22 protein-coding genes are annotated in these 25622 nt (G+C 49.8%); 21 read left to right on the top strand and 1 reads right to left on the bottom strand.

The window, feature by feature from the left end; translation table 11 throughout:
• Positions 1–114: 114 nt before the first annotated feature.
• Entirely contained in the window at positions 115–390 is a 276-nt protein-coding gene (locus FFH90_RS10520; protein WP_064621216.1) for a hypothetical protein, read from the bottom strand.
• Between FFH90_RS10520 and FFH90_RS10525 the strand changes: the two genes are divergently transcribed.
• The 21 genes from FFH90_RS10525 (at position 304) to FFH90_RS10630 (ending at position 25196) form a co-directional block, all read left to right on the top strand.
• On the top strand, positions 304–744 hold the full coding sequence (locus FFH90_RS10525; RefSeq protein ID WP_172901207.1) for a low molecular weight protein-tyrosine-phosphatase: 441 nt from the start codon (positions 304–306) through the stop codon (positions 742–744). The two genes, FFH90_RS10520 and FFH90_RS10525, sit on opposite strands and share 87 nt — an antisense overlap.
• Before the next feature lie 46 nt (positions 745–790).
• Complete coding sequence (locus tag FFH90_RS10530; RefSeq protein WP_138867120.1) at positions 791–3016, top strand: polysaccharide biosynthesis tyrosine autokinase; 2226 nt, start codon at positions 791–793, stop codon at positions 3014–3016.
• 281 nt (positions 3017–3297) lie between these two features.
• A complete protein-coding gene (locus FFH90_RS10535) occupies positions 3298–4620 on the top strand; it encodes a UDP-glucose/GDP-mannose dehydrogenase family protein (RefSeq protein WP_018928280.1) in 1323 nt (440 codons plus the stop codon).
• A gap of 23 nt (positions 4621–4643) precedes the next feature.
• Positions 4644–5450 carry a hypothetical protein gene (locus tag FFH90_RS30095; protein ID WP_178114244.1) on the top strand — a complete coding sequence of 269 codons (807 nt, stop codon included), beginning with the start codon at positions 4644–4646 and terminating at the stop codon, positions 5448–5450.
• 12 nt (positions 5451–5462) lie between these two features.
• Positions 5463–6782 carry an oligosaccharide flippase family protein gene (locus FFH90_RS10545; protein WP_018928278.1) on the top strand — a complete coding sequence of 440 codons (1320 nt, stop codon included), beginning with the start codon at positions 5463–5465 and terminating at the stop codon, positions 6780–6782.
• Between the two features lie 804 nt (positions 6783–7586).
• Positions 7587–8720 carry a hypothetical protein gene (locus FFH90_RS30100; RefSeq protein ID WP_178114245.1) on the top strand — a complete coding sequence of 378 codons (1134 nt, stop codon included), beginning with the start codon at positions 7587–7589 and terminating at the stop codon, positions 8718–8720.
• Between the two features lie 54 nt (positions 8721–8774).
• Entirely contained in the window at positions 8775–9953 is a 1179-nt protein-coding gene (locus tag FFH90_RS10555; RefSeq protein WP_138867121.1) for a hypothetical protein, read from the top strand.
• Complete coding sequence (locus FFH90_RS10560) at positions 9950–11071, top strand: DUF1972 domain-containing protein (protein WP_138867122.1); 1122 nt, start codon at positions 9950–9952, stop codon at positions 11069–11071. Before FFH90_RS10555 ends, FFH90_RS10560 begins: the two co-directional genes overlap by 4 nt.
• Positions 11068–12135, top strand: a complete 1068-nt coding sequence (gene rfbB, locus FFH90_RS10565; RefSeq protein WP_138867123.1) for a dTDP-glucose 4,6-dehydratase — start codon at positions 11068–11070, stop codon at positions 12133–12135. The genes FFH90_RS10560 and rfbB overlap by 4 nt, the downstream gene beginning before the upstream one ends.
• A 44-nt stretch (positions 12136–12179) precedes the next feature.
• Positions 12180–13058, top strand: a complete 879-nt coding sequence (gene rfbA / locus FFH90_RS10570) for a glucose-1-phosphate thymidylyltransferase RfbA (protein WP_064616870.1) — start codon at positions 12180–12182, stop codon at positions 13056–13058.
• Entirely contained in the window at positions 13055–13594 is a 540-nt protein-coding gene (rfbC, locus tag FFH90_RS10575) for a dTDP-4-dehydrorhamnose 3,5-epimerase (RefSeq protein ID WP_111453701.1), read from the top strand. Before rfbA ends, rfbC begins: the two co-directional genes overlap by 4 nt.
• Before the next feature lie 431 nt (positions 13595–14025).
• On the top strand, positions 14026–14316 hold the full coding sequence (locus tag FFH90_RS10580; protein WP_064616872.1) for a hypothetical protein: 291 nt from the start codon (positions 14026–14028) through the stop codon (positions 14314–14316).
• Positions 14317–14402: 86 nt separating this feature from the next.
• On the top strand, positions 14403–15515 hold the full coding sequence (locus FFH90_RS10585) for a polysaccharide biosynthesis/export family protein (protein ID WP_178114246.1): 1113 nt from the start codon (positions 14403–14405) through the stop codon (positions 15513–15515).
• A 14-nt stretch (positions 15516–15529) separates the two neighbouring features.
• Complete coding sequence (locus tag FFH90_RS10590) at positions 15530–16189, top strand: YjbF family lipoprotein (RefSeq protein ID WP_064616874.1); 660 nt, start codon at positions 15530–15532, stop codon at positions 16187–16189.
• Positions 16186–16953: a capsule biosynthesis GfcC family protein gene (locus FFH90_RS10595; RefSeq protein ID WP_138867124.1), complete on the top strand. Its 768-nt coding sequence runs from the start codon at positions 16186–16188 to the stop codon at positions 16951–16953. Before FFH90_RS10590 ends, FFH90_RS10595 begins: the two co-directional genes overlap by 4 nt.
• Before the next feature lie 8 nt (positions 16954–16961).
• Positions 16962–19052 carry a YjbH domain-containing protein gene (locus FFH90_RS10600; RefSeq protein ID WP_138867125.1) on the top strand — a complete coding sequence of 697 codons (2091 nt, stop codon included), beginning with the start codon at positions 16962–16964 and terminating at the stop codon, positions 19050–19052.
• Positions 19049–19408 carry a VanZ family protein gene (locus tag FFH90_RS10605; RefSeq protein ID WP_138867126.1) on the top strand — a complete coding sequence of 120 codons (360 nt, stop codon included), beginning with the start codon at positions 19049–19051 and terminating at the stop codon, positions 19406–19408. The genes FFH90_RS10600 and FFH90_RS10605 overlap by 4 nt, the downstream gene beginning before the upstream one ends.
• A 353-nt stretch (positions 19409–19761) precedes the next feature.
• Entirely contained in the window at positions 19762–20877 is a 1116-nt protein-coding gene (locus tag FFH90_RS10615; RefSeq protein ID WP_256663685.1) for an acyltransferase, read from the top strand.
• 587 nt (positions 20878–21464) lie between these two features.
• On the top strand, positions 21465–21824 hold the full coding sequence (locus FFH90_RS10620; protein ID WP_138867127.1) for a hypothetical protein: 360 nt from the start codon (positions 21465–21467) through the stop codon (positions 21822–21824).
• Between the two features lie 3 nt (positions 21825–21827).
• Positions 21828–22592: an SGNH/GDSL hydrolase family protein gene (locus tag FFH90_RS10625; protein WP_138867128.1), complete on the top strand. Its 765-nt coding sequence runs from the start codon at positions 21828–21830 to the stop codon at positions 22590–22592.
• A gap of 702 nt (positions 22593–23294) precedes the next feature.
• On the top strand, positions 23295–25196 hold the full coding sequence (locus tag FFH90_RS10630; protein WP_138867129.1) for a hypothetical protein: 1902 nt from the start codon (positions 23295–23297) through the stop codon (positions 25194–25196).
• The last annotated feature ends 426 nt before the right edge of the window (positions 25197–25622 follow it).

Genomic DNA, 25622 nt, shown 5'->3' on the forward strand with positions numbered 1-25622 from the left:
TCATTCGCTATTTCAGTATAATTTAGATTGAACAGTCGCCAGAAAACGACAACCGTTAGAAATTGTCTGAATAAATTCACTGACTGTTATTTTCGCATTCTGGAGAGTGCGATGTTATTTTTTGTCCGGATAAAAAGTTGAGGGCTGTTCAAGCGTCATGGTAATAAATACGCATTGATTGTTTGAAAGTTTCAGTCGCAGTTCCTGGTCATTATAAATGCCCGGGCTCATTCGTAATTTAAAGCTCTTATGTTCGGCAAGTGCTAGGTCACCGCCAATGTTGACAAGACGGGGAAGGTCATCTTGCTTAAAAGGGTTTTGATTGTCTGTGTTGGCAATATATGCCGCAGTCCCACCGCGGAGCATTTGCTGCGTGGGGCACTCGTCCATTCCGATATTCAGGTCAGTTCAGCCGGCCTTGCCGCCCTGACGGGCAAGCCCATCGAGCCGACAGCACACGCCGTGCTCACAGAGCATGGTCATCTGCCCCATGAGCACCAGGCCGTTCAGCTCACATCTCAAGCCGTCAGTGAGGCGGACTTGATTCTGGTGATGGAGCGGCGACATGTCAGTGGCGTGCTCAACATTGCCCCTGAAGCGCGGGGCAAAGTGTTGCTGTTGGGCAAATGGCAGGACGATCGAGAGATCAGCGACCCCTACCGTCAAGGCAAACCTGCTTTTGTGCACGCTTATGCGTTGATCGAAGAAGCTGTACACGCATGGGCACAGCGTCTGGCACGCTGATGGCCACTTCCTTTTTGAATCGTAATCAAGGCAAAGAATCCGACTTATGCAGCAAGCACCGGTAGTCAACGTGCGGGACGACGACAATGACGAGATTGATCTTCTCGGCCTGTTTGGAACACTCATCGACCATAAATGGCTGATTGCCGCGGTTACCGGCGCCTTCATGGTCGCAGGGGCCGCGTACGCAGTGCTGGCGACACCGGTATTTCAGGCGAATGCGCTGTTGCAGGTCGAAGCGAAGAAGAACGACTTATTGGGCTTCTCGGATATCGGCAGCATGCTGGGCAAGGAGTCTCCTTCGGCCACCGAAATCGAGTTGATCCAGTCCCGCTCCGTGATTGGTAAAACTGTCGATAACTTGAAACTTGATATTGTCATACAGCCGAAGTATTTCCCGGTTTTCGGTGAGTTCCTGGCGCGTCGATTCCAGAATAATAATCCCGGTGAAATAGCCGAACCCTTGTTGGGGTTGAACAGTTTCGCCTGGGGAGGGGAGTCGCTGAAGATCTTCAAACTGGATCTCCCCGATTCGCAACTGGGCAAGAAATTGACCCTGACCACGGGTGAAAATGGTCATTTCACGTTGGTGGATGAAGATGACAACCTATTGGCGGCCAGCCGGGCCGGAGAGCTTTTCGAAAAAAATGGCGTAACGTTTCAAATAGAGGAACTGCACGCCAATCCTGGTACCCGCTTCCGCATTATCCGTAACTCCCGCCTGACCAGTATCCTCGACTATCAAGAGGCCCTGGATGTAGTTGAGCGCGGAAAAGAGTCGGGCATGATCGGTCTGGCGCTGGAAAGCACAGATCCGGACCAGGCGATTAAAATACTCAATGAAATCGCCGCTATATATGTACGGCAAAACGTAGAGCGCACTTCAGCAGAGGCTGCGCAGAGCCTGGCGTTTCTCAAAGAGCAACTTCCTGAGGTCAAGAAGGATCTGGAAAAAGCCGGAAATGCGTTGAATGAGTACCAGACGCGCAGCAAGTCCGTGGACATCACGCTCGAAACCAAAGCCATTCTTGATCAGATAGTCGGGCTCGATACCAATATTTCCGAGTTGAAGTTGCAGCAAGCCGAGATGGACCGCAAGTTCACCCGTCAACATCCTGCCTATCGCGCATTGTTGACCCAGATCGGTGAGTTGAGCAGCAAGCAGAAAAGTTTGGCGTCCAAAGTAGAGAGCCTTCCCTCTACCCAACAAGAATTGCTGAGCCTTACCCGGGATGTAGAAGTCGGTACGGCCATTTACACCCAGCTGCTGAATAAGTCTCAGGAACTGGATGTGATGCGCGCGGGCACTGTCGGTAACGTACGCCTGATCGACACCGCGGACGTCAACTTCCTCAAACCGGTCAAACCGAAAAAAGCCTTGATTGTATTGATCGCCACTCTTCTTGGCAGCTTCCTGGCAGTGGCTCTGGTGTTGCTGCGCAAGGCGCTGAACCGGGGGCTCGAAAGTCCTGAAGCCATCGAGCAACTTGGGTTGCCGGTCTATGCCTCGATTCCCTACAGCATTCTGCAAAAAACCGAAGAAGATAAAATCTCCCGCGGACGAGGGCGTTCCAATGGGACTTCATTGCTGGCCGTCACTCATCCTACCGATCTGGCAATCGAGGCATTGCGCAGTTTGCGTACCAGTCTGCACTTCGCCATGCATGAGGCCGACAATAACCGCTTGATGATTTCCGGGCCCAGCCCTCAGGTGGGCAAAACGTTTGTCTCGGTCAACCTCGCGGTGGTGATAGCACAAACCGGTCTGCGGGTATTGTTGATCGATGTCGACATGCGCAAGGGTTATCTGCACAAAGTGTTGGGTGCTACTTCAGACAATGGGCTCTCCGATGTCCTGGCCCGGCGCTGCGATGTGGCCACGGCTATTCATAAGACCGCAATCGACAACTTCGATTTTGTCAGTCGAGGTCAGATTCCGCCCAATCCTTCCGAGCTACTGATGCACGCCAATTTCAGCGCGCTATTGGAGCAGGTGAGCAAGCAATACGATCTGGTAATTCTCGATACGCCGCCACTACTGGCTGTGACAGATGCGGCGATTGTCGGGCGTCTGTCCGGAACCAATTTGATCGTGACGCGCTATGGCCTGAACCCGGCGAAAGAAATCGAGTTGACGGTGCGCCGGTTCACCCAGAACGGCGTTGTTATTAAAGGTGCGATTTTCAATGGCGTGGAGAGAAAGGCTTCCAACAAGTATGGCTACAGTGATTATGGTTATTACCACTATGCCTACGCCTCCGACAAAAATTGATGAGTATTGAATAGGTCGCGTCATAAATTCAGATGTTTGACGGCGTGGCTGTTGTTCTTGAGTTTTTATCGTTATTGCTGCAACGGATCATTGGCCAACAGGCATGATCAAACTGATATTCATAGAGACACTACGTCCTGAGGAAGATGACGAAAAATCCTGGGGCGGTAGCGTGTCAGTTCAATATTAAACTTGATCATTACCTCTCCCAGTAACTGCGATAAAGCGATGGACAAGTTTTTTTCGGTTAGAATTTAGTATTTAAAGTCAAAGAGGGTGCTATGAAAGTCACGATATTTGGAACCGGTTATGTTGGTCTTGTCCAGGGAGCAGTCCTCGCACAAGTAGGACATGATGTCGTTTGTATTGATGTCGACGTAAATAAAGTTGAGCGTTTGACGCAAGGCCATATCCCAATTTACGAACCAGGGCTGGAAGCTTTAGTAAAAGAAAATTATTCGGCAGGCCGCCTGAATTTTTCTACTGATGTCTCGGTGGGCGTACTACATGGCGATGTTCAGTTTATTGCCGTTGGTACTCCTCCTGATGAAGATGGCTCCGCCGACCTGAAGTATGTTCTTGCTGTGGCTGAAACCATCGCGAGAAATATGGAAAAAAATCAGATAATTGTAAATAAGTCCACTGTGCCCGTAGGTACCGCGGATAAAGTAAAAGCCTGTGTAGATGAAGTGCTGGCCCAGAGAAATCGCGGGGACCTTATTTTTGATGTCGTGTCAAATCCAGAATTCCTAAAAGAAGGCTCTGCTGTTGCGGACTGTCTGCGTCCTGATCGTATTGTTATAGGTACCGACAGTGAGCGTGCGGAGGAGGTAATGCGAGATCTCTACGCACCTTTCAACCGAAATCATGAAAAGATGATTGTAATGGATGTTAAGAGTGCAGAATTAACAAAATATGCAGCAAACTGCATGCTAGCTACAAAAATCAGTTTCATGAATGAAATGGCTAATCTTGCAGAGATATTGGGAGCTGACATCGAGATGGTTCGGCAGGGAATAGGCTCCGACCCACGAATTGGATATCATTTTATCTATCCTGGAGTTGGGTACGGTGGATCCTGTTTCCCTAAAGATGTGCAAGCGTTAATACGCACTGCCGAAATCATTGATTTTGATGCAAAACTACTTAAATCGGTTGAAGAGCGCAATAAAGAACAAAAGAGTGTTTTGTTCAAGAAGATATATAAGCATTATGCCGGGGATCTTAAAGACAAAACTTTTGCCCTATGGGGGCTTAGTTTTAAACCAAATACAGACGATATGCGGGAAGCGCCAAGTAGGACTCTGATGGAAGAGCTATGGAAGTATGGCGCTAAAGTCCAGGCTTATGACCCTGAGGCTATGGAAGAAACGCAACGTATCTACGGATATCGTGACGATCTCAGGTTATGTGGGACGAAGGAGGCCGCGCTAAGAGGCGCTGATGCGCTTGTTATTGTTACTGAGTGGCCGGTGTTTAAAACTCTCGATATTGACATGGTTGAGAAGGAACTAAAAGAACTGATAGTTTTTGATGGGCGAAATCTATTTGATGTAAAACGGATGGTTAAGAAAGGTGTGACCTATTACTCGATCGGCCGATAGGAGTTGTTTTTCGAGGGTGAAATATGAAAATAGCTTTAGCATTCTATGGAATACCAAGATCAACAACAATTTGCTTTCCGTCAATCCAGGAGAACATTCTAAACAGTCTTCCTGAGAATGCAGAGGTAGAGTTCTTTTATCATCTGTATGAGCAATCGAAAGTTGTAAATAAACGATCAGGGGAAAATGGTGCTCTTTCTCCGCAAGAATATCATCCTTTCTTAAGTTTCAATGGGGGGTTGGAAAAGCCTGGTGAATGTTTAGAGAAATGGGATTTTGAAGGGGTTAAATCTTTTGGTGATGTTTGGAAGGATGACTTTAACTCTCTTAGTAATTTGATACATCAGCTGAATTCACTGCATGAAGTGACGTTGTTAATTGAAGGTTACAAACCTGACGTCACAATCTTTTTAAGACCAGATCTTTTTTATCATGACCCGTTGCCGAAAGAAATTTTTTCGATGCTACTAAATGATAAAACCTCTGTATTCATACCAGCTTGGCAATGGTGGGGGGGGTACAACGATAGGTTCGCAGTATGCGGAGCTGACTCTTATAAAGTATATGGTAAGCGGATTTGTGAGATGGTGAATTTCTGCGAGTCAGCTAAAAAGCCATTACACGCTGAAGAACTGGTAAAGTTTGTTATTACATCGCACAAGATTTTGCCTCTGCCGCTGAATGTTCGAGCCAGTAGAGTAAGGTTGGATGGTACGTTTAAAAAAGAAATATTTTCGTCATTTCGTGGGATGGGCGGAATAAAAGGTGTGCTCGAATTATCATCGAGTAAAATAAAGCTCATGAAGATAAATAGAAAACTCATCGTTTAAAGAGTGAGCATCTTGAAAGCCCAAAGTCAACTTTATAAAGCTATTAGCAAAAGTATGCTAGGCCGGTATTCCGTTTACGCCGCAAATTTGGGATCAATGATGTTATTGGCTCGTGTCTTCACTCCCGAGCAATTTGGCATTATTGCATCCGTTGCGGTTTTTTCGACATTTTTTCAAATGCTTTCAGAAGCTGGTTTAGGGCCGTCGATAATAAATATCGATACCCTTGAAAAAACAGATCGAAATGGAATATTCGGTTTAACAGTTATTATTGGTCTTTGTGTAGGGCTTTTGTTCTATTTGGCAACGCCTGTAATTGTTGACTTTTACAAAATAGAAGCGCTGGAGCAAATAATACCATACACCAGTGTGGGGCTATTTTTTTTCACTTGCTCCATTGTCCCAATGGCATTTCTGTTGAGGGAGCAATTATTTTTTAATATCTCTGTAATAGGTTTGGCTTCTGAAATAGTTTCAACCGGCACAACTATAGTAATAAGCAAGGTGACTGATCCGTTGCATGCTTTGGCCTCGAAACCATTAGTTTTATCAGCCACTGGTTTCTTATTGGCTTATTTGTTTTCTAGTAAAACGGAGTTTGGTAGGCCCATTTTTGGAACGAAGTTCTCGGCTATAAAGCCCTTGTTTTCATTCTCTGCATATCAATTCAGCTTTAACTTGGTTAATTATTTTACAAGGAATCTCGATAACATATTAGTGGCAAGGTACATGGGGGCAGCATATTTAGGTGTCTATGATAAGGCGTATCAAATTATGCGATATCCTTTAATGTTGTTAACCTTTGCAATGACACCAGCAATTCAACCAGTGATCCGCAAGTATGCGAATGATTTGGAAATGGTGGAGGTGATACATAGGGATTTCACCTTCAAACTTTCAATTGCAGGCGCAGTAGTAGCACTGATTATATTTTTATTTTCCGATCAGATGGTCCTGGTCCTACTAGGGTCTAGCTGGAGTGAAGTCGTACCGTTAATAAAAATTCTTGCGTTAGCGATACCAGTCCAGGTCGTGCTTTCTACGAGTGGGAGTTTTTTTCAAGCATTAAATCGAACAGATCTCTTATTCGCTTGCGGAGTTTTCTCATCCATCATAACTGCTGGCGGTATTGTTTGGGGAATACTTCAAAGAGATCTAACGGTATTGTCCTGGTCAATTGTTATAACCTTTCACATAAATTTTATATTGGCATATTGTGTTTTGTATATTGTGGTTTTCAAAAAAAGCCCATTAGGGTTCTTGTCTAGAATGTTACCCGCTGGTTTGATAACTGCGGCGATGACTGCAAGTGCGATGATTCTAAAGTATTAAAATATCGAAATACGCTTAGTGGTTGAGATGTATTGGTATTCCATTTTTCTCAAGCTATATCTATATATCTAGGAGTCCGATCCTTCCGAGTATCTGAGAACAGCGAGATGTTTTCTATCGTCAGCCTATAGAGAACGGATCAATTTAGTCGTTCGGAGTGCTTAAATTACTACGCTAAAAAAGAAAATTTCCTCCTAATTGGCGATAGCCATGCGGCTGGTATGGGTTGTAAATAATTTATTCTGAAGTAAATGTCCAGCAATCAACTGCTTAGGGATACCCTCCAATACTAGGAGGAGAGGGTGACGCAGCTGCATCGTATACAGAATCTTCTAGGTCGGACGCTGTAATACTTTCAGTTCGCTGGAGTGAAAATGATATAACCAAGCAAAAAAATACTATAAAAGAAGTGCCCGGGTTCACAAGACGAATTTATGTTATCGGGCCCTCCGTAGAGTATAAAAATAAGTTGCCTAATATTCTGGCTTAAGTGCAAGCTGATAATCGCATGGCAGTTGTAAAGAATAATGCAGTAATATCTCAACGGTCATTGGGTCGCTCTATGAGTAAGCAGCTGAAAGGCTCTAGTGTGATTTGTATTTCGGTCTACAGTTTGCTATGTCCAGATAAAGACGGTGTATGAACTACAGCAGCTCCGGCGAGTGAAGATCCAATTCAATTCGAGTATGACCATTATACAAAAAAACGGCTCAGTTTATGTTTCCTCTATGATTCGGGAAGCCGGGAAGATCCATATAAATTGAGAACTACCGATATTGTTTGACTTCATTTGGAATATATAAAATGGATGCTAAAAGTAAACCTGATCTCATAGTCATCCCGTATAGGGATCAGTATTTCTTAAGTGAATACGGGCCTGCGGTTAGAGACTTGCAATTCATAAAAACCATATCTGAGTTTGATTTTTTTGACGCTATAACTGTTATCAATAGGCCGGTTAGTCTGTATGAGCGTGTGCTTGGAAAGTTGAATAGTGATCTGTCTGTCATTCCAGGTGTGAACTTTGTTGATGCTACATCCTTAGATCTGTTTGGTCCGTTACGTGGCAGAGCGTGGGCGAAAACCTGTTTTGCTAAAACAATAAATACATTGCTTTCAAAGTATAATAAAAGTGATAAGCAAGTGGTGGTTTTAGATTTTTCTCCTTTTGCTATCTTTCCATTGCTAAAGAATAGCAATGTACTGTATTGGTATGATTTGATAGATAATTTTACAAAGCACAATCGTTATACACCGCTTCAACGGGAGTTGGTGCGAGATAAGTACGCTTGGGTAGATAAGTATTTTAACGCTGTCACCGGGGTGACAAGCGAGGCGCTAATATCTTTTAATACTAAAAAAACAGTTTTGCCAAATGGCATTTTTTTCAACGATGCCAAGATGAATAAACTCACCGTCCATTCGAATACCTATGATTTTGGGTTTATTGGGTTCATTACAGATAAATTAGATTTGTCTTTCATAAGAAAACTATCGGAGAACTACTCGGTAGCCCTATACGGTCTTTGTCTTGATAGAAAAGTTTTAGCCAGTATTAAAAGCATGAGTAATGTTCATTATTTTGGTAAATTTCAATATAACGACATTGGGGTGATAGCTAGAACGTTTAAAATTGGTTTGCTTCCATATTTAAAGGAAAGATCTCACGATGAATCACCGCTAAAGCTGTATGAATATTTCAAGCATAACTTGCCTTGTGTGACGTCTATAGACTATGAGATCCAAAGTGAGTTTATTTTTAATTATAATCATTCGGAGATGACTTCCGAAAAGATTAGAATGCTTGCTAGTTTGTCGGGTAATTGCAAGATATCCGAAAGCATCGAAGAGAGTTGGTATGTTAAAGTTCGTTTGAAGTCGTTTTTGAAAGAATTGTTGGTCAGGTTTGATTTGAGTTTCAAGACGGCCTCTGTATAGAAGTTTCTTTCATGTTGAATGCTTGTTGAAATTTAATTTGAAAGGGATATGCGGATGTATACGTCTCAAACCTTTAGTAAGGTAAGGTTTTCAGCATTATATTTTTTTATGCTGTTGTGTTTTCTTTTAGGCGCGCCTTTGCAAATAACTGGGATTTTGACGCCAACTGAAACTAACTATCTGGCAATCTCATTGCTCGTTGTAAGCTTTACGTTCAGAAAGAAAGTATATCTTGGTAGAAGCACTATGGTGATGATAGTGCTGTTTTTGTATGTTACTTTTGTCTCTATTTTTTATCAAAATCCAGTTTCCTATCTGCTTGTGTATTATTATTACTTGCTTTGTCCTGTGTTGGTGTTTAAAGCGGGGAAAATACTCTCTCAAAAAATTACGATTTCGTCTAAAAAAATAATTACATACTGCAATTATTTTTTGTTGGTCCAGATGCTGTTTGCCATAGTTCAAGTGGTCGCGGGTGAGCAAATTGCGAGTTTCTCAAAATTACCTATGTTTGCCATTGATGCGGTGTCAGGTACTTTTTTTATAAAGTCTGACGCTTCGTTATCATTGTTTGCTTTGTTGGTTGTATTAAGCGCATTTTCATTAGGGGGGTCTGCTAAATTAAAGTTTTCATCAGCTTTTATTTCACTTGCAATTATATTCCTTGCAAACTCCAAGGCAATCCAGGGGTTGGCTATCGTGATGATTCCCTCGGTGTTGTTTTACTCGGGGTTTCTTCAGGGTAGGTTTGCTGTAGGGAAGCGAACATTAGTACTTATAGTGCTAATGATTGCTCTTGCGCTGCTGATGCCGATGATCGTTGATATGTTCAAAGAGCTGTTGGATGTATTTAAGGATGCTTATTATTCAAGGTATAAATCCGATACGGCTGGCCGCCTTGCGCCAGTTGGTGAAGCCATTTACTCCAATTTTTATTGGATTGGTAAAGGACTTTTAACTTATTATAATCCGTTGAGTAAAAATTGGGATTATTATTCCGGCTTTAGCCTTGTTTATGAGTTTTATCTAGATTGCGGCTTCATTGGTCTTTTTCTAATTGTCTGTTTTTTCATGGTGTTTACCATTGAAAATATCAAGGATAATTTTTATCGAATGGCTTACTTTTCCTGCATAGTTTGCTTTTCTACATTTAATCTAGTCCTTACTGACTTGTCATTCTTGTTTGCTTTAAGTTTCTTTTATTTCATCCATAAAAAAGAATCTAACTCATGAAAAAGCTATACATTTTAGGTACCCGTGGTTTGCCAGCAAAACATGGAGGGTTCGAAACGTTTTGCGAAAAATTATCGCTTTATTTAGTGGCTCAAGGATGGACGGTAATAGTTTACTGTCAAGAAGATGGGGCTGGAGCAATTACAGAGGGTGAGTGGAAAGGTGTTAACTTAATCAATATTCCTATAGAAAAAAATGGTGCAGCCGGAACTGTTTTATTCGATTGGAAGGCCACCAAACACGCACTGGGGCAAAAAGGTTTGTTTTTGACACTCGGTTATAATACTGCCGTGTTCAACGTGCTTCAGAGAGTTAAAGGTCAAGTCAATGTAATTAACATGGATGGGATTGAGTGGAAGCGAGATAAGTGGGGTGGAATCGCGAAAGCATGGTTTTGGCTCAATGAAAGGGCAGGTTGCTGGATCGGCAACCACTTGGTGGCCGACCACCCGAAAATCAAGGATCACCTGGCCACCCGGGTCAAGGATTCGAAGATCACCATGATCCCTTATGGCGGGGACCGGGTGAACGAAGCAGACCCGACCGCCCTGGCTGATTATGACCTGGAGCCCCATGGTTTCTCGGTGGTTATCGCCCGGCCGGAGCCGGAGAACTCCTTTCTGCAGGTCGTCAAGGCTTTCAGCAGCAAGCGCCGTAACCATAAGTTGGTGGTGCTGGGCAACTTCACGCCAGAGAAGAACGAGTACCACAAGCGAGTGATGGACGCGGCCGGCGAGGAAGTGATCTTCCCCGGCGCCATCTATGAGGCGGCGGTGGTTCGGGCGCTGCGGTTTTTCAGCCGCTTTTACATCCACGGCCATCAAGTCGGGGGCACCAACCCTTCGCTGGTGGAGGCATTGGGCGCCGGCTGCTCGGTGATTGCCCATAACAACCATTTCAACCGTTGGGTCGCCGGTGATGCGGCGGTGTACTTCGATGACGAGCACGACTGCGCCAAGTTGTTCGAGAAGTACCTGCGCGATGACCACAGCCATTTGATCGCGGCGATGAAGGCTGAAAGCACCCGCCGCTTCAACGAAAAATTCACTTGGGAAAACATCCTTTCCCAGTACGAAAAATTACTGATCCAGTGGTATCCCAAGGAGTACAGCAAGTGACCCAACGTATTATCGTCACCGGCGGTGCTGGTTTTATTGGCTCCGCCGTCGTTCGCCATCTGATCGACAATACCGATGTGAGCGTGCTCAATATCGACAAGCTCACCTACGCCGGCAATACCGAGTCCCTGGCGTCGGTGGCGGGTAGCCCCCGGTATGAATTCCAGCAGGTGGATATCTGCGACACAGCGGCGCTGCACGAGCTGTTCGCGCGTTTCCAGCCCGATGCGGTAATGCACCTGGCGGCCGAGTCCCATGTGGACCGTTCCATCGACAGCCCATCAGATTTCATCCAGACCAACATCGTCGGCACCTACAGCATGCTGGAGGCCAGCCGCCGCTACTGGTCAGGGCTGGCGGCGGAGCAGAAACAAGGCTTTCGCTTCCACCATATCTCCACCGATGAAGTTTATGGCGACCTGGAAGGCACCGACGATCTGTTCACCGAGACTACGCCCTACGAGCCGAGCTCGCCGTACTCGGCGTCCAAGGCCGGCTCCGACCATCTGGTGCGCGCCTGGCACCGCACGTATGGCCTGCCGGTGCTGGTCACCAACTGCTCGAACAACTACGGGCCCTTCCACTTCCCCGAGAAGTTGATCCCTCATGTGATTCTCAATGCCATCCACGGCAAGCCGTTGCCGGTATATGGCGATGGCTCGCAGATCCGCGACTGGCTGTTTGTTGAAGACCATGCTCGAGCGCTGGTCGAAGTGGTGTCGCGCGGTATCGTGGGCGAAACCTACAACATCGGCGGACACAACGAGAAGCGCAACCTGCAAGTGGTGGAAACCATCTGTGAGCTGCTCGATGAGTTGCGCCCCCGCGATGAAGGGCAGGGCTCTTACAAGGAGTTGATCAGCTTCGTCACCGACCGCCCTGGGCATGATCGTCGTTACGCCATCGATGCAGGCAAGATTGAGCGTGAACTTGGTTGGCGACCACAGGAAACCTTTGAAAGCGGTATACGCAAAACGGTTCAGTGGTATCTGGATAATCAAGATTGGTGGCAACGGATACTCAACGGCCAATACCGGTCCGAGCGTCTTGGCCACGTTGGCTGAAACATTCAAAACCTGCCTCTATTTAACTTCGAAGGGAATCCCCTATGAAAGGTATCATTCTGGCGGGAGGCTCCGGCACCCGCTTGCATCCCATTACCCGTGGTGTGTCCAAACAGCTGCTGCCGGTCTACGACAAACCGATGATTTATTATCCGCTGTCGGTATTAATGCTGGCGGGCATTCGCGAGATATTGATTATTTCCACGCCCCAGGACTTGCCCAACTTCCAGAACTTGCTGGGTGATGGTTCTTCTTTCGGCATTGAACTCAGTTATGCAGAACAGCCTTCTCCTGATGGCCTGGCGCAAGCCTTTCTGATCGGCGAGGAGTTCATCGGCGACAGCAATGTGGCGCTGATTCTGGGCGACAACATTTTCTACGGTTATGGCTTCAGCGCCTTGTTGCGCGAAGCGTCACAACGACAGACCGGTGCCACTGTTTTTGGATATCGAGTCAGCGACCCGGATCGTTTTGGCGTTGTCGAGTTCGACGAGAGCGGCAAGGCGATCTCGATCGAAGAGAAGCCTGCACATCCGAAGTCCGACCATGCTGTCACCGGTTTGTATTTCTACGACAAAGACGTGGTGAGCATCGCCAAGCAAGTCAAGCCTTCGGTACGCGGCGAGCTTGAAATCACCGACGTGAACAATGCTTATCTACAACGCGGGGATCTGCACGTCAGTGTGCTGGGGCGTGGTTTTGCCTGGCTGGACACCGGCACCCATGATTCGTTGATGGAGGCCGGGCATTTCGTCCAGACCATCGAAGCGCGGCAGGGCTTGAAGGTGGCCTGCCTTGAAGAGGTGGCCTATCACCAGGGTTGGTTGTCGGCTGCGGAACTGGATAAACAAGCCACCGCGTTACACAAAACCGGTTACGGACAATACCTGGCGCGCGTACTGACGACGGAGCCTTCGAAATGAATGTCATCAACACCCGGTTGCCCGGCGTACTGATTATCGAGCCCAAGGTGTTTGGCGATGCCCGTGGGTTCTTTCTCGAGAGTTATCACGAACAGCGTTATCGCGACGCCGGCATCGAGTTGCCTTTCGTCCAGGACAATCACTCACGCTCGCAGTATGGCGTATTGCGCGGTTTGCACTTCCAGCGGACCCGGCCCCAGGGCAAGTTGGTGCGGGTTACCCAAGGTGCGGTGTACGACGTGGTGGTGGACATCAATCCCGAATCGGCCACTTGCGGTGAACATGTAGGGGTCAAGTTGACCGCCGACAACCATCTGCAGCTATGGGTGCCGCCGGGTTATGCCCACGGCTTCTGCGTGCTCAGCGATACCGCCGATTTTCAATACAAATGCACCGATCTGTATTTCCCCGAGGATGAGGGTGGGCTGCTCTGGAATGATCCGGAGCTGGGCATTGCCTGGCCCGTTGAATCGCCTCAACTCTCGGAAAAAGACTTGCGCAACCCACGCTTGCGCGCGGTGTTGAACGGGGAATGACGGCTTAATATTGGTCTATAGTTAACATTAACTATTTATGACCTGATGTTATTTAGCCTTGAATGTTCAGTCACAATAGAACCTAGCGGGACAGGATGCCGGGAAAATCCTGACTAATAATAACAATAGGCGTGAAGGGGGAGTGACTTTTGCTCGGGAGTTTGTGCCGAAAATGCCTTCTCATGTAGCAAACATCTTGGAAAATTGCCTTTTTCCGTCAATAAGTCCTGCTCGGTGCAAGCGCTTTTGTCCATGATGTGACGAGGTTTGGCGTATGGCATGCACTCCCTATAAATGACATTCTCCAAAGGAGGCAATGTGCATGAACTGTCTCGTTCAATTGACGGGTGTCAGTTCATTCACCTGCTGTTCCATTCCCGGTCCCTTAGTCTCAAATCTAATGCAGAGTTGATGTCGAGAAGGAGTCTGATATGAAGAAACTACTTACGGCCGGCTTGCTGGCTGTCATGAGCACTGCAGCGTTGGCGGCTGATGAGCCGGCGAGCAAAACGGCGAGCGAAGCAGTGAGCGAAGAGGTGAGCGAGCCATTGTCCTTGAGTACCCCGCTGGTTGGGGGAGTGACGGTCGCAGAAACCGTGGTGATCGGCGCGGCCATTGTCGGCGCTGCGGCGGCCGCTTCAAACTCTGGAGGCAGTTCCAATGGCGGTACCTCTGGAACGGGTGGCACAACCGGTACTAGTGGTACGACGGGTACCAACTAAACCCCGCGAAGTATGTTGTTCAAGATCACTCAGAACTTTCTGGGTGATCTTGTTTTAGATTTGCCCTCGACTAGCGTAGTGCCCTTATGATCCGTAGATTATCTGTTGTTATGCTGGCAAGTATCAGCTTGCACGGCTGTATGTTTTCGCCTGGTCAACACATGGACACCAGTCAAATGGTCAGTGACGGCTCTCCGGAAAGTAGCCGGGTGGAGCTTATTCCCATCACGCCTAAATTGATTGCCATGGATGCGGCCACGCAAGTTCGCGAATCCGTTCCCCCAGCGTTGTTGTCCTACGTTCCAGGCGGTTATCGCGTGGGTGCCAACGACCTGTTATTTATCACGGTCTGGGATCACCCCGAGTTGACGGCGCCTTCGGGACCGCAACAGCAACTCGATGCCAACGGGCGTCTGGTGCGTCCGGACGGCACGTTGTTTTATCCCTACATCGGTAATATCCCGGCGGCCGGTAAAACCATCGAAGAGTTGCGGGCCTTTATTGCCGAGCGCTTGTCGCAATTTGTCGAAAGCCCCCAGGTCGACGTCAGCGTATTGCGCTTCGCCAGCCAGACCGTGGTGATTTCCGGTGCGGTGCTCAAAGCTGGCCAACAGCCGATCACTACCACACCGTTGAGCGTGGTGGAGGCCGTTGGCGCGGCCGGTGTGGACCCCTCGAACGCAGACCTGTCAGGCCTGACGCTGACTCGGGACGGGCGCGAATACAAGCTCGATCTGGACACCCTCAATCGCCAGGACTCACAGTTGCAAGGCGTTTACCTCAAGGGCGGCGACCGGCTGTACCTGCCCTATAACGACCAAAAGCGGATCTATGTCATGGGTGAGGTCAATTTGCCTCGCGCACTGAGCTTCAAAGGCAAGTCGATCAACCTGACCGATGCGCTGGGCACAGTGGGGGGCTTGAACCAGACCACCTCCAACGGCAATGCGGTGTACGTGATTCGCGGCGCCGACCACCTGGAAACCGAACCGGCCAAGGTGTTCCAGCTCGACGCAGAATCCCCTTCGGCCCTGGTACTGGCCACCCGTTTCGACTTGCAACCGCAAGACATCGTCTATGTCGGCCCGGCCGGCGTGACGCGCTGGAACCGTCTGATCACCCAGCTTCTGCCTACGGCCACTGTCCTGGGGACCGGTGCCAGCTCACTTAACGATCTCAGCGAAGCCAACAGCAGATAAGGCTCAATCCCGCCGTGAAAACTTTGCCTACTTGCGCCAGTCTGACGATGGCGCTCTTGCTGTGCGGGTGTAACCCGTTGATGAAGGCCTCCTGGGACACCCTTGAAACATCTGTCGCGGGGCCTGCCTCCATCAATTTGACCCGTGCTCAGGTCGACGCTGTGCCATATCCGCAGATCCTGGTCACCACCCCCTCCAGTGAGGGCGTGATGGCCATGGCTCGTCGGCGGGGCGACCTGCAGTTCTGGGTCGCTTCCGGCAAGCAAGTGCTGCTGATGCGCGACGGCCTGGTGGTGCGCACTGTCGGGCTGGGCGTTTCCCTGGATGGCACTCGCTTCAATGAAGAGTCGCCCTTCAAACGCGGCCTTCAGCATTTGCCCGACGGCTATACCAGCACGCGCTGGATCGACATCTATAACGGCAACCGCATCGGTATCGCGGTCAACAGCCGTTTCAGTCCCCATGGCATCGAGACCATCAGCATTCTGGACAAGGATTACGCCTTGCTGCGCATTGACGAGCAGGTGGATGCACCCACCCTGAATTTCCGCGCCACCAACCGCTACTGGGTCGACCCCCAGGACGGTTTCATCCTGCGCAGCGAGCAGCATCTGACGCCGCAACTGTTTCTGAAAATCGTGCAGGTGCGCCGTGATCGGGGAGCTGCCCGGTGAAGTGTTCAAACCTTTTCTTGCTTGGTCTGCTGTTGATCGGCCCGGGCGTGGGCCAGGCGGCCGTCACGGTCAGCGGTGACGTGCGCAGCCCTGGTCAATTCGAAATCAAGCCCGGTGCGCGCTTGCTGGATGTCATTCGTAACGCCCAACCCAATGCCGAAAGTTACTGGCTGGGCGCGGCGTGGCTGCACCGTTCATTAGTGGACAAGCAGACGCGCTTGAAGGCGGGTGTCCTGTTCGATCTGAAACTGCTGCAACGGGGGGCCTTGCTCGATGGCAAAGGCACGCGAGCAGAGTTGAGCGCGCGCCTATATGAGCAGGTCGCGCAACTGCCGGTCACCGGACGTCAGGTCGCGGTGCTCGATCCGATCGCTGTGGAAACGGGGTTCGCCCGCAACGCGTTGGTGGATGATGGCGACTATCTGATTTACCCCCAGCGGCCGTCCACCGTGGAAGTTTTGGGGGCGGTCGCGCAGCCTTGTCAGGTGCCTTACCGAGCCCTGCAGGAAGTGCGTGCCTATGCCCGTGAGTGCGCCATTCTTGGCGACGCCGAGGGCGACTATCTGTGGCTGATCCAGCCTGACGGCCTGGTTCGGCGCGTGGGCGTGGCGGCATGGAATCGTGAGGACGGCATCTTTGTAGCGCCCGGTAGCAAGATTCTGGTGCCGATCAGGAGCGACGATCTCGAGACGCCGACCCCTGAGCTCAATCAACAACTGGCCGAGTTTCTCGCCACTCAACCGCTGGCTGAGGTGGCCCCTTGAAGTGCCCGTTGAAGTTACGTTTTGCTGCTGCATTGCTCCTGCCCTGCGGATTGGCTCACGGTGAACCGCGCTACACCCAGAGTGATTTTGGTGGCGTCGGTCTGTTACAGACCCCCACTGCGCGCATGGCCCCGGCGGGGGAGTTGAGCATCACGGCCAGCCGTACCGACCCTTATTCGCGCTACAGTTTTTCCTTGCAGCCACTCGATTGGCTGGAGGGCTCGTTTCGTTACACCGCGATCACCAACCGTAATTACGGCCCCGAGGACTTTAGCGACGGCCAGAGCTTCAAAGACAAGGCCATCGACTTGAAAGCGCGGCTTTGGGAAGAAACTCACTGGGCCCCGCAGGTCGCTATCGGCGCCCGGGACATTGGTGGTACCGGGCTGTTTTCCAGCGAGTATTTCGTCGCCAACAAGCGTTATGGCGACCTGGATTTCAGCCTCGGCATTGCCTGGGGTTATCTGGGTAATCGTGGGGATTTCAGTAACCCGCTGTCGGTATTGGGCAGCCAATTCAACGACCGGCCACAGAGCACGGCGGCTGTGGCCAGGGCAGGGGACGTGAACACCAACGCGTACTTCAGGGGCCGCCCTTCGTTGTTCGGTGGGATTGCCTATCAAACGCCCTGGGAACCACTGAGACTGAAGATCGAGTACGAGGGCAACGATTACAAGAACGAGCCACTGGACAACCCGCTCAAGCAAGACCTGCCGATCAACGTCGGCGTGGTCTACAAGCTGGCCGACAGCGTCGACCTGAGCGCCGGTTGGGAGCGTGGCAATACGGCGATGTTCGGCATCACCCTGCACACCAACTTTGTCAGCCGCAAGGCACCGGTGAAGACCTATGACCCTCCCGCCGAGCCGCTGCCGGCGCAGGCACCGTCGACTCCGGCCGACCAGGTCAACTGGGCCGATGTCTCCAATCGGTTACAGCAAAATGCTGGCTATAAGGTCAAACGCATTACCCAACGCGGTTCGGAGTTGATGGTGTATGGCGAGCAGTCTCGCTATTTTTATTCGGCCAAGGCTGTCGGGCGGGCCAGCCGGATTCTCGATAACAGCGTCAATCAGGACATCGACTGGTTCACCCTGGTGAATCAGCGTTATGACATGTCTATCGAAGAAACCAGCGTGCCGCGAGAAACCTTCCGCGCGGTGGTGAACAACGACCAGCCGCTGAAGGATCTGCACCGTACGACCGAGGTTAACCCGGCGACTGCACACCGGGAAACCACGCTCTATACCCAGGCGCTGGAACCGTTCAGCTATGGCTTGGGCCTGGGCTACAAACAGAATATTGGCGGCCCCAATGGCTTGCTCTATCAGTTCACCGCTGATGCCGATGCGGAGTACCGTTTCACCCGCAACACCTGGTGGAGCGGCCTGCTCAGCGTCAACCTGCTGAACAACTACGACAAGTTCACCTACGACGCACCGAGCGGGTTGCCGCGAGTGCGCACCGATTTGCGTCAATACCTGACCACCTCCGATGTGACGATGCCGACGTTCCAGTTCAACCACGCGGCGCAGCTGGATCGGGACTGGTATGGCATGGTCTATGGCGGCTATCTGGAATCCATGTATGCCGGGGTCGGCAGCGAAGTGCTGTATCGACCCACGGGGAAACGCTGGTCATTGGGCGCCGATCTGAACTTTGTGCGCCAGCGGGACTTTGATCAGGGCTTCGGCCTGCGCGATTACCAGACCATAACGGGTCATGTCACCAGCTATACTGAATTGCCCAATGACATGCTGGCAGCGGTCAGCGTCGGGCGTTACCTGGCACGGGACTGGGGCACCACTGTCGACTTGTCACGGGAGTTCAAGAATGGCGTGAAGTTTGGCGGCTGGGTCACCCTGACCACGGCGTCGAAGGCGGAATATGGCGAGGGCAGCTTTGACAAAGGCATTTACATTTCCATCCCGTTCGACGAGCTGTTGAGTACCTCGACCATGCGTCGTGCCAATATCATTTGGACGCCACTGACTCGCGATGGTGGTGCGCGCCTGAGCCGTGCCTACTCATTGCAGACCATGACCGACGGGCGTGACAGCAGCCTGTTCTACAACAACTTCGAGAAAATTACCGAATGATCACATGGCTCAAAGGCTTGATCGAATTGCCGTTCTGGCTCCGGTGCCTGGCCTTTGCCATGGTGACGGCGATACTGCTGTTCGCGGGATTGCGCGCTCAGCCGATCCCGGAACTGTTCGTCGAAGAGGACAAGCTCCATCACTGGATCGGCTTTCTGGTATTTACATGCAGCTGCCGGCTGGCCTTTCCCAATGTGAAATTTCGGTGGGTCGCCGTGGGCTGTTTGCTCACTGGCGTAATCATCGAGGCCGCGCAGGGTTTGATGCCGTTACGCACGGCTTCGCCCTACGACATGCTGGCAAATAGTATCGGCGTGTTGATGGGTTTGCTGGCCTCCAGATACTGGCTGCGCTGAAAAGACTTTAAGCACTAAGCGGTCTGCTGTCATGTTGTACCGTTGATCCTATCTATACCCTTCAAGCAAGGAGGGTATTTATGCGAGCGCTAGCGATCCGGTAACTGATGCCACACCGCAGTAGACGGCTCCGGAGATATAGGGCAAGCAAGAACAATGCACCTAAACATGGCTGGAGATGGGCCTATCGAAAGCTCAGGGGCTGGACTGCTCATGCATCACGGCCGGCTATCGAGCGACTCGATATTGCGTATTCGGCGACACCGGTTCGTTCACCAGCGACCACGGCTGGCAGCGAATACACCTACGACGCTAAATCGATATCAAAACACAGCTTTTAGGAGAGGGACCTCGTGAAGAACTTATTAACTATGCTGCGCGAAACATACAACCCACCGGAAAGATCAGAAAAATACGATCTAATCCAGGTGCTACGTTTTATCGCAGCGCTAGCCGTCGTCCTATGCCATTCCGCGTTTTATGCGCAAGAACGACTAGATCCTGACGCATTCAGGTACGGACCCGGAAGCCATGGCGTTTCCTTATTCTTTGTGATCAGCGGCTTCGTCATGATTCTCGCCTCTGAAAAACTGCACGGAACGGCCAATGGCTGGAAGCACTTCGCCGCCCGCAGAATTGCCCGTATCGTGCCGCTGTACTGGGTTGCCACCACCATAAAACTGTTCGTGTTACTCTCAGCCGCGCACTTGGTGTTGCACGCCGAAATTGACTGGGGCTATATATTTAAATCATATTTTTTTATTCCTTCCGTAAATATTGATAACGAAATCAAGCCGCTATTGGGCGTCGGCTGGACACTGCTATTTGAAATGTTCTTTTATGCCGTGTTTACCCTTTGCCTGCTGCTAAAGTTGAGCGCCATACGCTGGTGCGCCGTGCTGTTCGGTTTATTGACCGTCGCCTCATTCTTTAAAACAGAAAACTGGTCACCGGCGATGCAATTCTATGCAGATCCGATTGTCCTTAATTTTCTATGGGGAATGCTGGCCGCGCGTCTTATCCAGAAGCGTATTTACATGCCTAAGTCTCTTGCCGTTATATTAGTTGTATTGTCACTGGCTTATCTATTCCTACCACGCTCCACTGAGTGGGGCGGAACAATACTCTACGGAATCGCCTCGCTTTTTACGGTATACGGATGCGCGTCCATCGAGAAAACCGTTAACGTTACTGTACCCAAATTACTTGTTTTTCTTGGAGCCGCCTCTTATTCCATCTATCTGTTTCACCCTCTGCTATCGCCCGCGGCGCCGGAAATACTAAAGCGTATTGGCCTAATCATTCCCTCGATCTCAGTAATCTTCAGCACTCTGATCGCCATTGTGGCCGGCAGCTTTTTCTATGCTTTGATAGAGACGCCTGCGACCTCGCGGCTAAACGCCCTGATTAAAAGGCGCCTCGCAAAACCTACAGCCGACACTACGCCCGCCATAAAAACACCCGCCTAAACCCTCCCCGCACGGCTTGCGATCCAAGCCGTGCGGGCGCTTCATGCTATGACCTATCAGGCTTCATACTGGTACCACCCAGCGCGGCAATAGCGAATATGAACGCCCCAGTGGTCGCAACCACGGGAGTTACCGTTAGGTAATCGTTGTCAATGCTAAAGGTGAAAGATGGGGTGGTTAGTTGCTCCCCCTGGCAGTTAAAAGCCTGAGCTGAAATAACCGAGACCACTCCGTTACTAGTCCCTAGTGAAATACGCGCCTCGAACTGAAAAAACCAACGTAATTGTTACTTAGCGCGCTGCATGCGAAGAGGTCATTCTCGCAATAGGAGTCGGCCCGGTTTTACACTGGCATTGTTGGATCGGGTGGGTGCGGTGAAATTTACAGTATCGGTATTAGCTGCTTTCGCAGTTGTGTCAGTATTTAAATCGGATGCATGGAGTGTGGCTTTGGTATTTTATTTCTATCCAATGGTTCTTAATTTTTTTGTGGGGGGTGTTGACGGCTAGGCTAATGCTACGAGGTGTACTCATTGGGCGAAGTGCTACTGTTGTCATTCTGCTGCTTTCACTTGGCTGCTTGTTTTTTTGCGCTACCATGAATGTGGCAATACTATAACTTATGGTCTGGCATATTTTTGGGTGGTTTATCGCGGTGCAAATTTTGAAAAGGCGTTAAAGATTGCAGTGTCTCAGGGTTTGGTGTTTTTGGGGACGGCGTCTTACTCCATTTATTTGTCTAATCCCACAACTGCCAGCTGTGGTGCTGAGGTGTTCAAGAGACTTGGCATTATCTATTCTGTTTCGTCGGTGCTTGGCAGTATCTTTATTACCCTTTGCGTCGGGGCTTTCATGTATCGTTTTGTTGAATATCCACTTACGGATGGGCTAAAAATCGCTATGTTAAACAATATTTTAGTGATTCGGTTGATTTTAGAAAACGGGTGAAAAATGAAAGTTCTAATGAGAGTGTTGATGGGGGGGATTCTTGCCCTTGGTTGCTCTTTCTTGGCTGCTGCACCGTTGTCGCAACTAGATGCTGTAACGCAATGTGATACCGGAAATGTCAAGGCTTACCGGATATTGTTTGTCGGTGACAGTATTACTTTGCATGGCTTCGATGAAACTACAAAGAAGAATTTAGGATGGAGTCATACAGGTGGTATGGCAGCGTCCTCTAGGCAGTCTGACTATGTAAGTATTTTAAGTCAAAAAATTAGTGAAGCCCGCAAGCAGCCGACGGCGGTTTGTTATCACAACGCAGGAAGAAGTGGCTCAGTTGAAGAACGACTCCGCGCATTGGACTCTGCAATTAATACACGCCCAAATCTTGTAGTTATTCAGTTAGGTGAGCACGAAGACATTAGAAGTGGGGTCGGTAATTTAGAAGAAAATTACAGAAAGTTAATTACTGCTCTTCGTTCATTCGATAGCCGTCCAAGTATCATTGCCGTAGGCCCATGGTCCTTGTCTCGTCAAGATGGCCTTGGGCAATACAGTGGTTGGTCCAGGGAGGTCGATAGAGTTATGGCGTTAGTATCCGCTGAAGAACATGTGCCTTACTCCTCAGTAGCCGATATTGCGGCCCTTCCACTAGCTCATGGTGCCGGTTCATCTGATGGGGTGCGCTGGCATCCGAATGATTACGGACATAGTTTATATGCTAAACGTTTATTTTCGCTGTATCAGCAGGCCGCTTCTTCAGTACGTGATTGATCGGCGTTTGGGCGACCTATCAAAATCTAGGATGTCGGAGCCTGAGAAGTCCTCGATTTTTTCTTACAATAGATCAGGAAGTTTGGAATTAAAGCATTCAGACTGTTGCTGTCTTAAGTGTTCCCTGGGACATAAGGGATAGCAGCCCACCCAATTCATAGGTTCATAGGCACCATCAATGATGGGTTGATAATATTAAAGTGATATTGATTTTCTCAGTGCTTTTATCTGAGCGCAATCTGTTTTTGCCCCTGGCGTAGACTCGCCCTTGCTGCGGCCCCAAGTGGAAGACTTTCGTTTTGAGGCCTAACCCATGCCGGCATGCTCAGTACGCAAAACCAATTGCGCGGCTTTCTGTGCGACTTGATGGTGGCGGGCACGCTGACGCGTGAGCAGGTCCGGTAGTTGCCATGGCGATCAGGTCATTAATGTACTGATTAGCGGCCTCGATGGCGGCAGGATCAGTCAGCGGTTCTGCGTAAAGTTGGAACTCCTCAAGTGGCCGATTGTCGATGTTGACTGGGTCATTATCGTTCCTGACTTCATCACAATGTCCAGTATCGATATGGTCATGAACAGGGATTGGCCTCGGCCCTCCTGAGAGTGATGCGCCCCCAGTAGTGACCAGTCTTGGCCGCTACGCCCCACGAAACTTTCCACCGGCATACTGCTTGCTGTTCCTGTTTTGGAGGTTTGGTCGTCATGGTAAATCGCCGGCAATTGTTAAAGCTCAGCGCCCTCGGCACCGCGTCCTTCGCGGCGCCGCTGGCGTACTCCGCGAGCAAGATGACCATGATCTACAAAACCGGTAATCCGATTGGCTCAGCTTCCTCAACAGACTTGTATGACAACGCCCAGAGTCTGGACTTCTTCGTCAATGGGCCCAATCCGTCCTACCCCGATCGCCTAGGTGTGCTACGTAAGTCGTGGATGGGGATGGAGGGGGAGTTCAATACAGATCAAGCGCGCCGCGAATCTGAGTTTGATACTTATCAGGCTGCGCGAGTTGCCGTGTTTAATGACTTTCTTAAAAGTAGCGGATTCGAGACGCCGGTAGATTACGTAGCCGGTCTTGAAATTATGCGGCCGACTCAGGTTCTCCGCTTTAGTGGTGAGCTGTATCGCGCCAAGGATGCAAGTCTGCCATTTACCACCACAAGCTGGACGGGCGATGCCGCTAAGCTTTTCGTGATTGGTGACGCCGCGCTTCGGCAGGAGATGGCCAGCCAAGGTGGTGCAGCCCTATCTGGCTTTAAACGAAAGATTCTTGACGCCGCAGATGCTGGGATGGGCAATCTCAATCAATTTGTGTCCGCACAGGTAGTCAGCATCTGGGAGTACTCCGGCTTAGTGATTAGCAAGCCGAATCCGCTTGATCCGGACACTTGGGATTGGTCCCCTGCGCTTATTGCCGCCTTAGCTGTTAGCGGAAAGGTTGTCCTTAACGGGCGGCACACTTACCGGCTAAAGGACATCAGGCTCTATGACGGCTGCGAGATAGAGATAGATAAGTCGGCGACAGTTGCGCCGGTAACTGGCGATAGCCAAATATTCTACTGTGATGACAATACTTCATCAGCTCGTAACTTCAGCGTTAAGGGTGGCCGTGTCATGAACCCTTCGCTTGTCTCAAACGTCACTGTATTCAATTGCCCGCAGGCTCGTAGAAACGTAATGATCAGCGAAATCTATATTGATGGCGGAGGTAAGTACTTCGGTTGGACAGGAGTCTTCTGGTCAAAGTTGAACTGGATGACAAAAATGCAGAGCATCGAGGTTGAATCGTGCGCTATAGGGTTCAAGTTCAGGAACGCTGCGGCAGTTATGCATGCTATCGAGTGTGTCGCACTTGATTGCGGAATCGGCTTTGATCTCGCCCACTTGGAAGGAGAGGAAGATGTCCTGAGCCGGATCAAGATTTCTGGCGGGGTTTGCCAGAGTAACAATATTGGTGTACTCATGCGATCAACCGACGGCACCATTCTTGATGGCATGCATTTTGAGAATAATGGTACAGATATTGATGCGTCTGGTGATAAAAATGTGATGATTTTTGCGCCAGAGCTTCGCGGCAACAACTCCCATCTTCCTAGGTCGATAGGCATAAAGCTTAGATCAGTAGTTGGTGCCATGATCGCAAAGCCGATATTCGCAGGTGTTCGGCCGCTGGGATTTCTAGATGTCGACGACACAAACTATCTGGTAAATCTTGATGTTGATTTCAGAATGGAATCTCCATTGATGAATGACTCAATGGTGTCCAATATAGGCAACCTTTCTGGCATTCGCTATGTACCTAATTTCTCGAATTACAGGACGCTTGGTGGATTGGTGATTGACTGCAACTATCCACTCTTCTCCTACCAAAAAGGCGTTCCCGATGGTGGGGCTGTCGTTACTGCAGTAAACCCAGTAGACGGTAGGGAAATTATGATAACCCTAAGGCCTGCCGTTAATTATACCTCTGGCGCTATTAGTGTATTTGGGGTTCCGGTCGACGTGTCTGGAGGCACGGCGATAAGAGGAAAAAACAAGACTCTGCATTTTATCTACAGGACGGTCGCCAATGGATGGGTTGTGATCAGCGAGTCCGCATGGACATAAGTTTCTGTCAGGAGAAATAATGGCCAATATTTCTGAAGCGCTCGTTGGCAGTCAAAACGCACTAGTCTTCCTCGACACGCTGGCATGGACTAGAGGAAGGCAGTGGCGGGCTTACTTATTCAGCGACCTGCGCCCAGCTCCTAGCTCCTAGCTCGGAGATTATTTCAGCTATGAAGTCCGAATCTCCGAAAATCACAGCCAAGTGATCATGCGAGCTGGAACATCATTTGAGTCGTGCTGGTCAATCCAGATAGTGACTTCTTTGATTGCGCCTTTAATTTCATACCCAGGGTTTATTATCTTGCCGTTAGCGGGCCGGCCCCGGTGCATGCATCGAGCCCCTCCATGGAGAAGTGTTGCTTCAGGCCGGCAGGCGAAGTGGCCGGTATTGGAAGGCGACAGGGGGGATTTAGGAATGGGCTGAGA

This window comes from Pseudomonas sp. ATCC 43928 (assembly GCF_005938665.2).
GTDB lineage: Bacteria > Pseudomonadota > Gammaproteobacteria > Pseudomonadales > Pseudomonadaceae > Aquipseudomonas.

What these genes read in the sequence shown, in the direction of transcription:
- rfbC (WP_111453701.1), top strand. Translation starts at nt 13,055, where the DNA reads ATGAATGTCATCAACACCCGGTTGCCCGGCGTACTGATTATCGAGCCC.
- FFH90_RS10530 (WP_138867120.1), top strand. Translation starts at nt 791, where the DNA reads ATGCAGCAAGCACCGGTAGTCAACGTGCGGGACGACGACAATGACGAG.
- FFH90_RS10630 (WP_138867129.1), top strand. Translation starts at nt 23,295, where the DNA reads ATGGTAAATCGCCGGCAATTGTTAAAGCTCAGCGCCCTCGGCACCGCG.
- FFH90_RS10585 (WP_178114246.1), top strand. Translation starts at nt 14,403, where the DNA reads ATGATCCGTAGATTATCTGTTGTTATGCTGGCAAGTATCAGCTTGCAC.
- FFH90_RS10580 (WP_064616872.1), top strand. Translation starts at nt 14,026, where the DNA reads ATGAAGAAACTACTTACGGCCGGCTTGCTGGCTGTCATGAGCACTGCA.
- FFH90_RS10535 (WP_018928280.1), top strand. Translation starts at nt 3,298, where the DNA reads ATGAAAGTCACGATATTTGGAACCGGTTATGTTGGTCTTGTCCAGGGA.
- FFH90_RS10625 (WP_138867128.1), top strand. Translation starts at nt 21,828, where the DNA reads ATGAAAGTTCTAATGAGAGTGTTGATGGGGGGGATTCTTGCCCTTGGT.
- FFH90_RS30095 (WP_178114244.1), top strand. Translation starts at nt 4,644, where the DNA reads ATGAAAATAGCTTTAGCATTCTATGGAATACCAAGATCAACAACAATT.
- FFH90_RS10555 (WP_138867121.1), top strand. Translation starts at nt 8,775, where the DNA reads ATGTATACGTCTCAAACCTTTAGTAAGGTAAGGTTTTCAGCATTATAT.
- FFH90_RS30100 (WP_178114245.1), top strand. Translation starts at nt 7,587, where the DNA reads ATGGATGCTAAAAGTAAACCTGATCTCATAGTCATCCCGTATAGGGAT.
- FFH90_RS10605 (WP_138867126.1), top strand. Translation starts at nt 19,049, where the DNA reads ATGATCACATGGCTCAAAGGCTTGATCGAATTGCCGTTCTGGCTCCGG.
- FFH90_RS10520 (WP_064621216.1), bottom strand. Translation starts at nt 390, where the DNA reads ATGGACGAGTGCCCCACGCAGCAAATGCTCCGCGGTGGGACTGCGGCA.
- FFH90_RS10560 (WP_138867122.1), top strand. Translation starts at nt 9,950, where the DNA reads ATGAAAAAGCTATACATTTTAGGTACCCGTGGTTTGCCAGCAAAACAT.
- rfbA (WP_064616870.1), top strand. Translation starts at nt 12,180, where the DNA reads ATGAAAGGTATCATTCTGGCGGGAGGCTCCGGCACCCGCTTGCATCCC.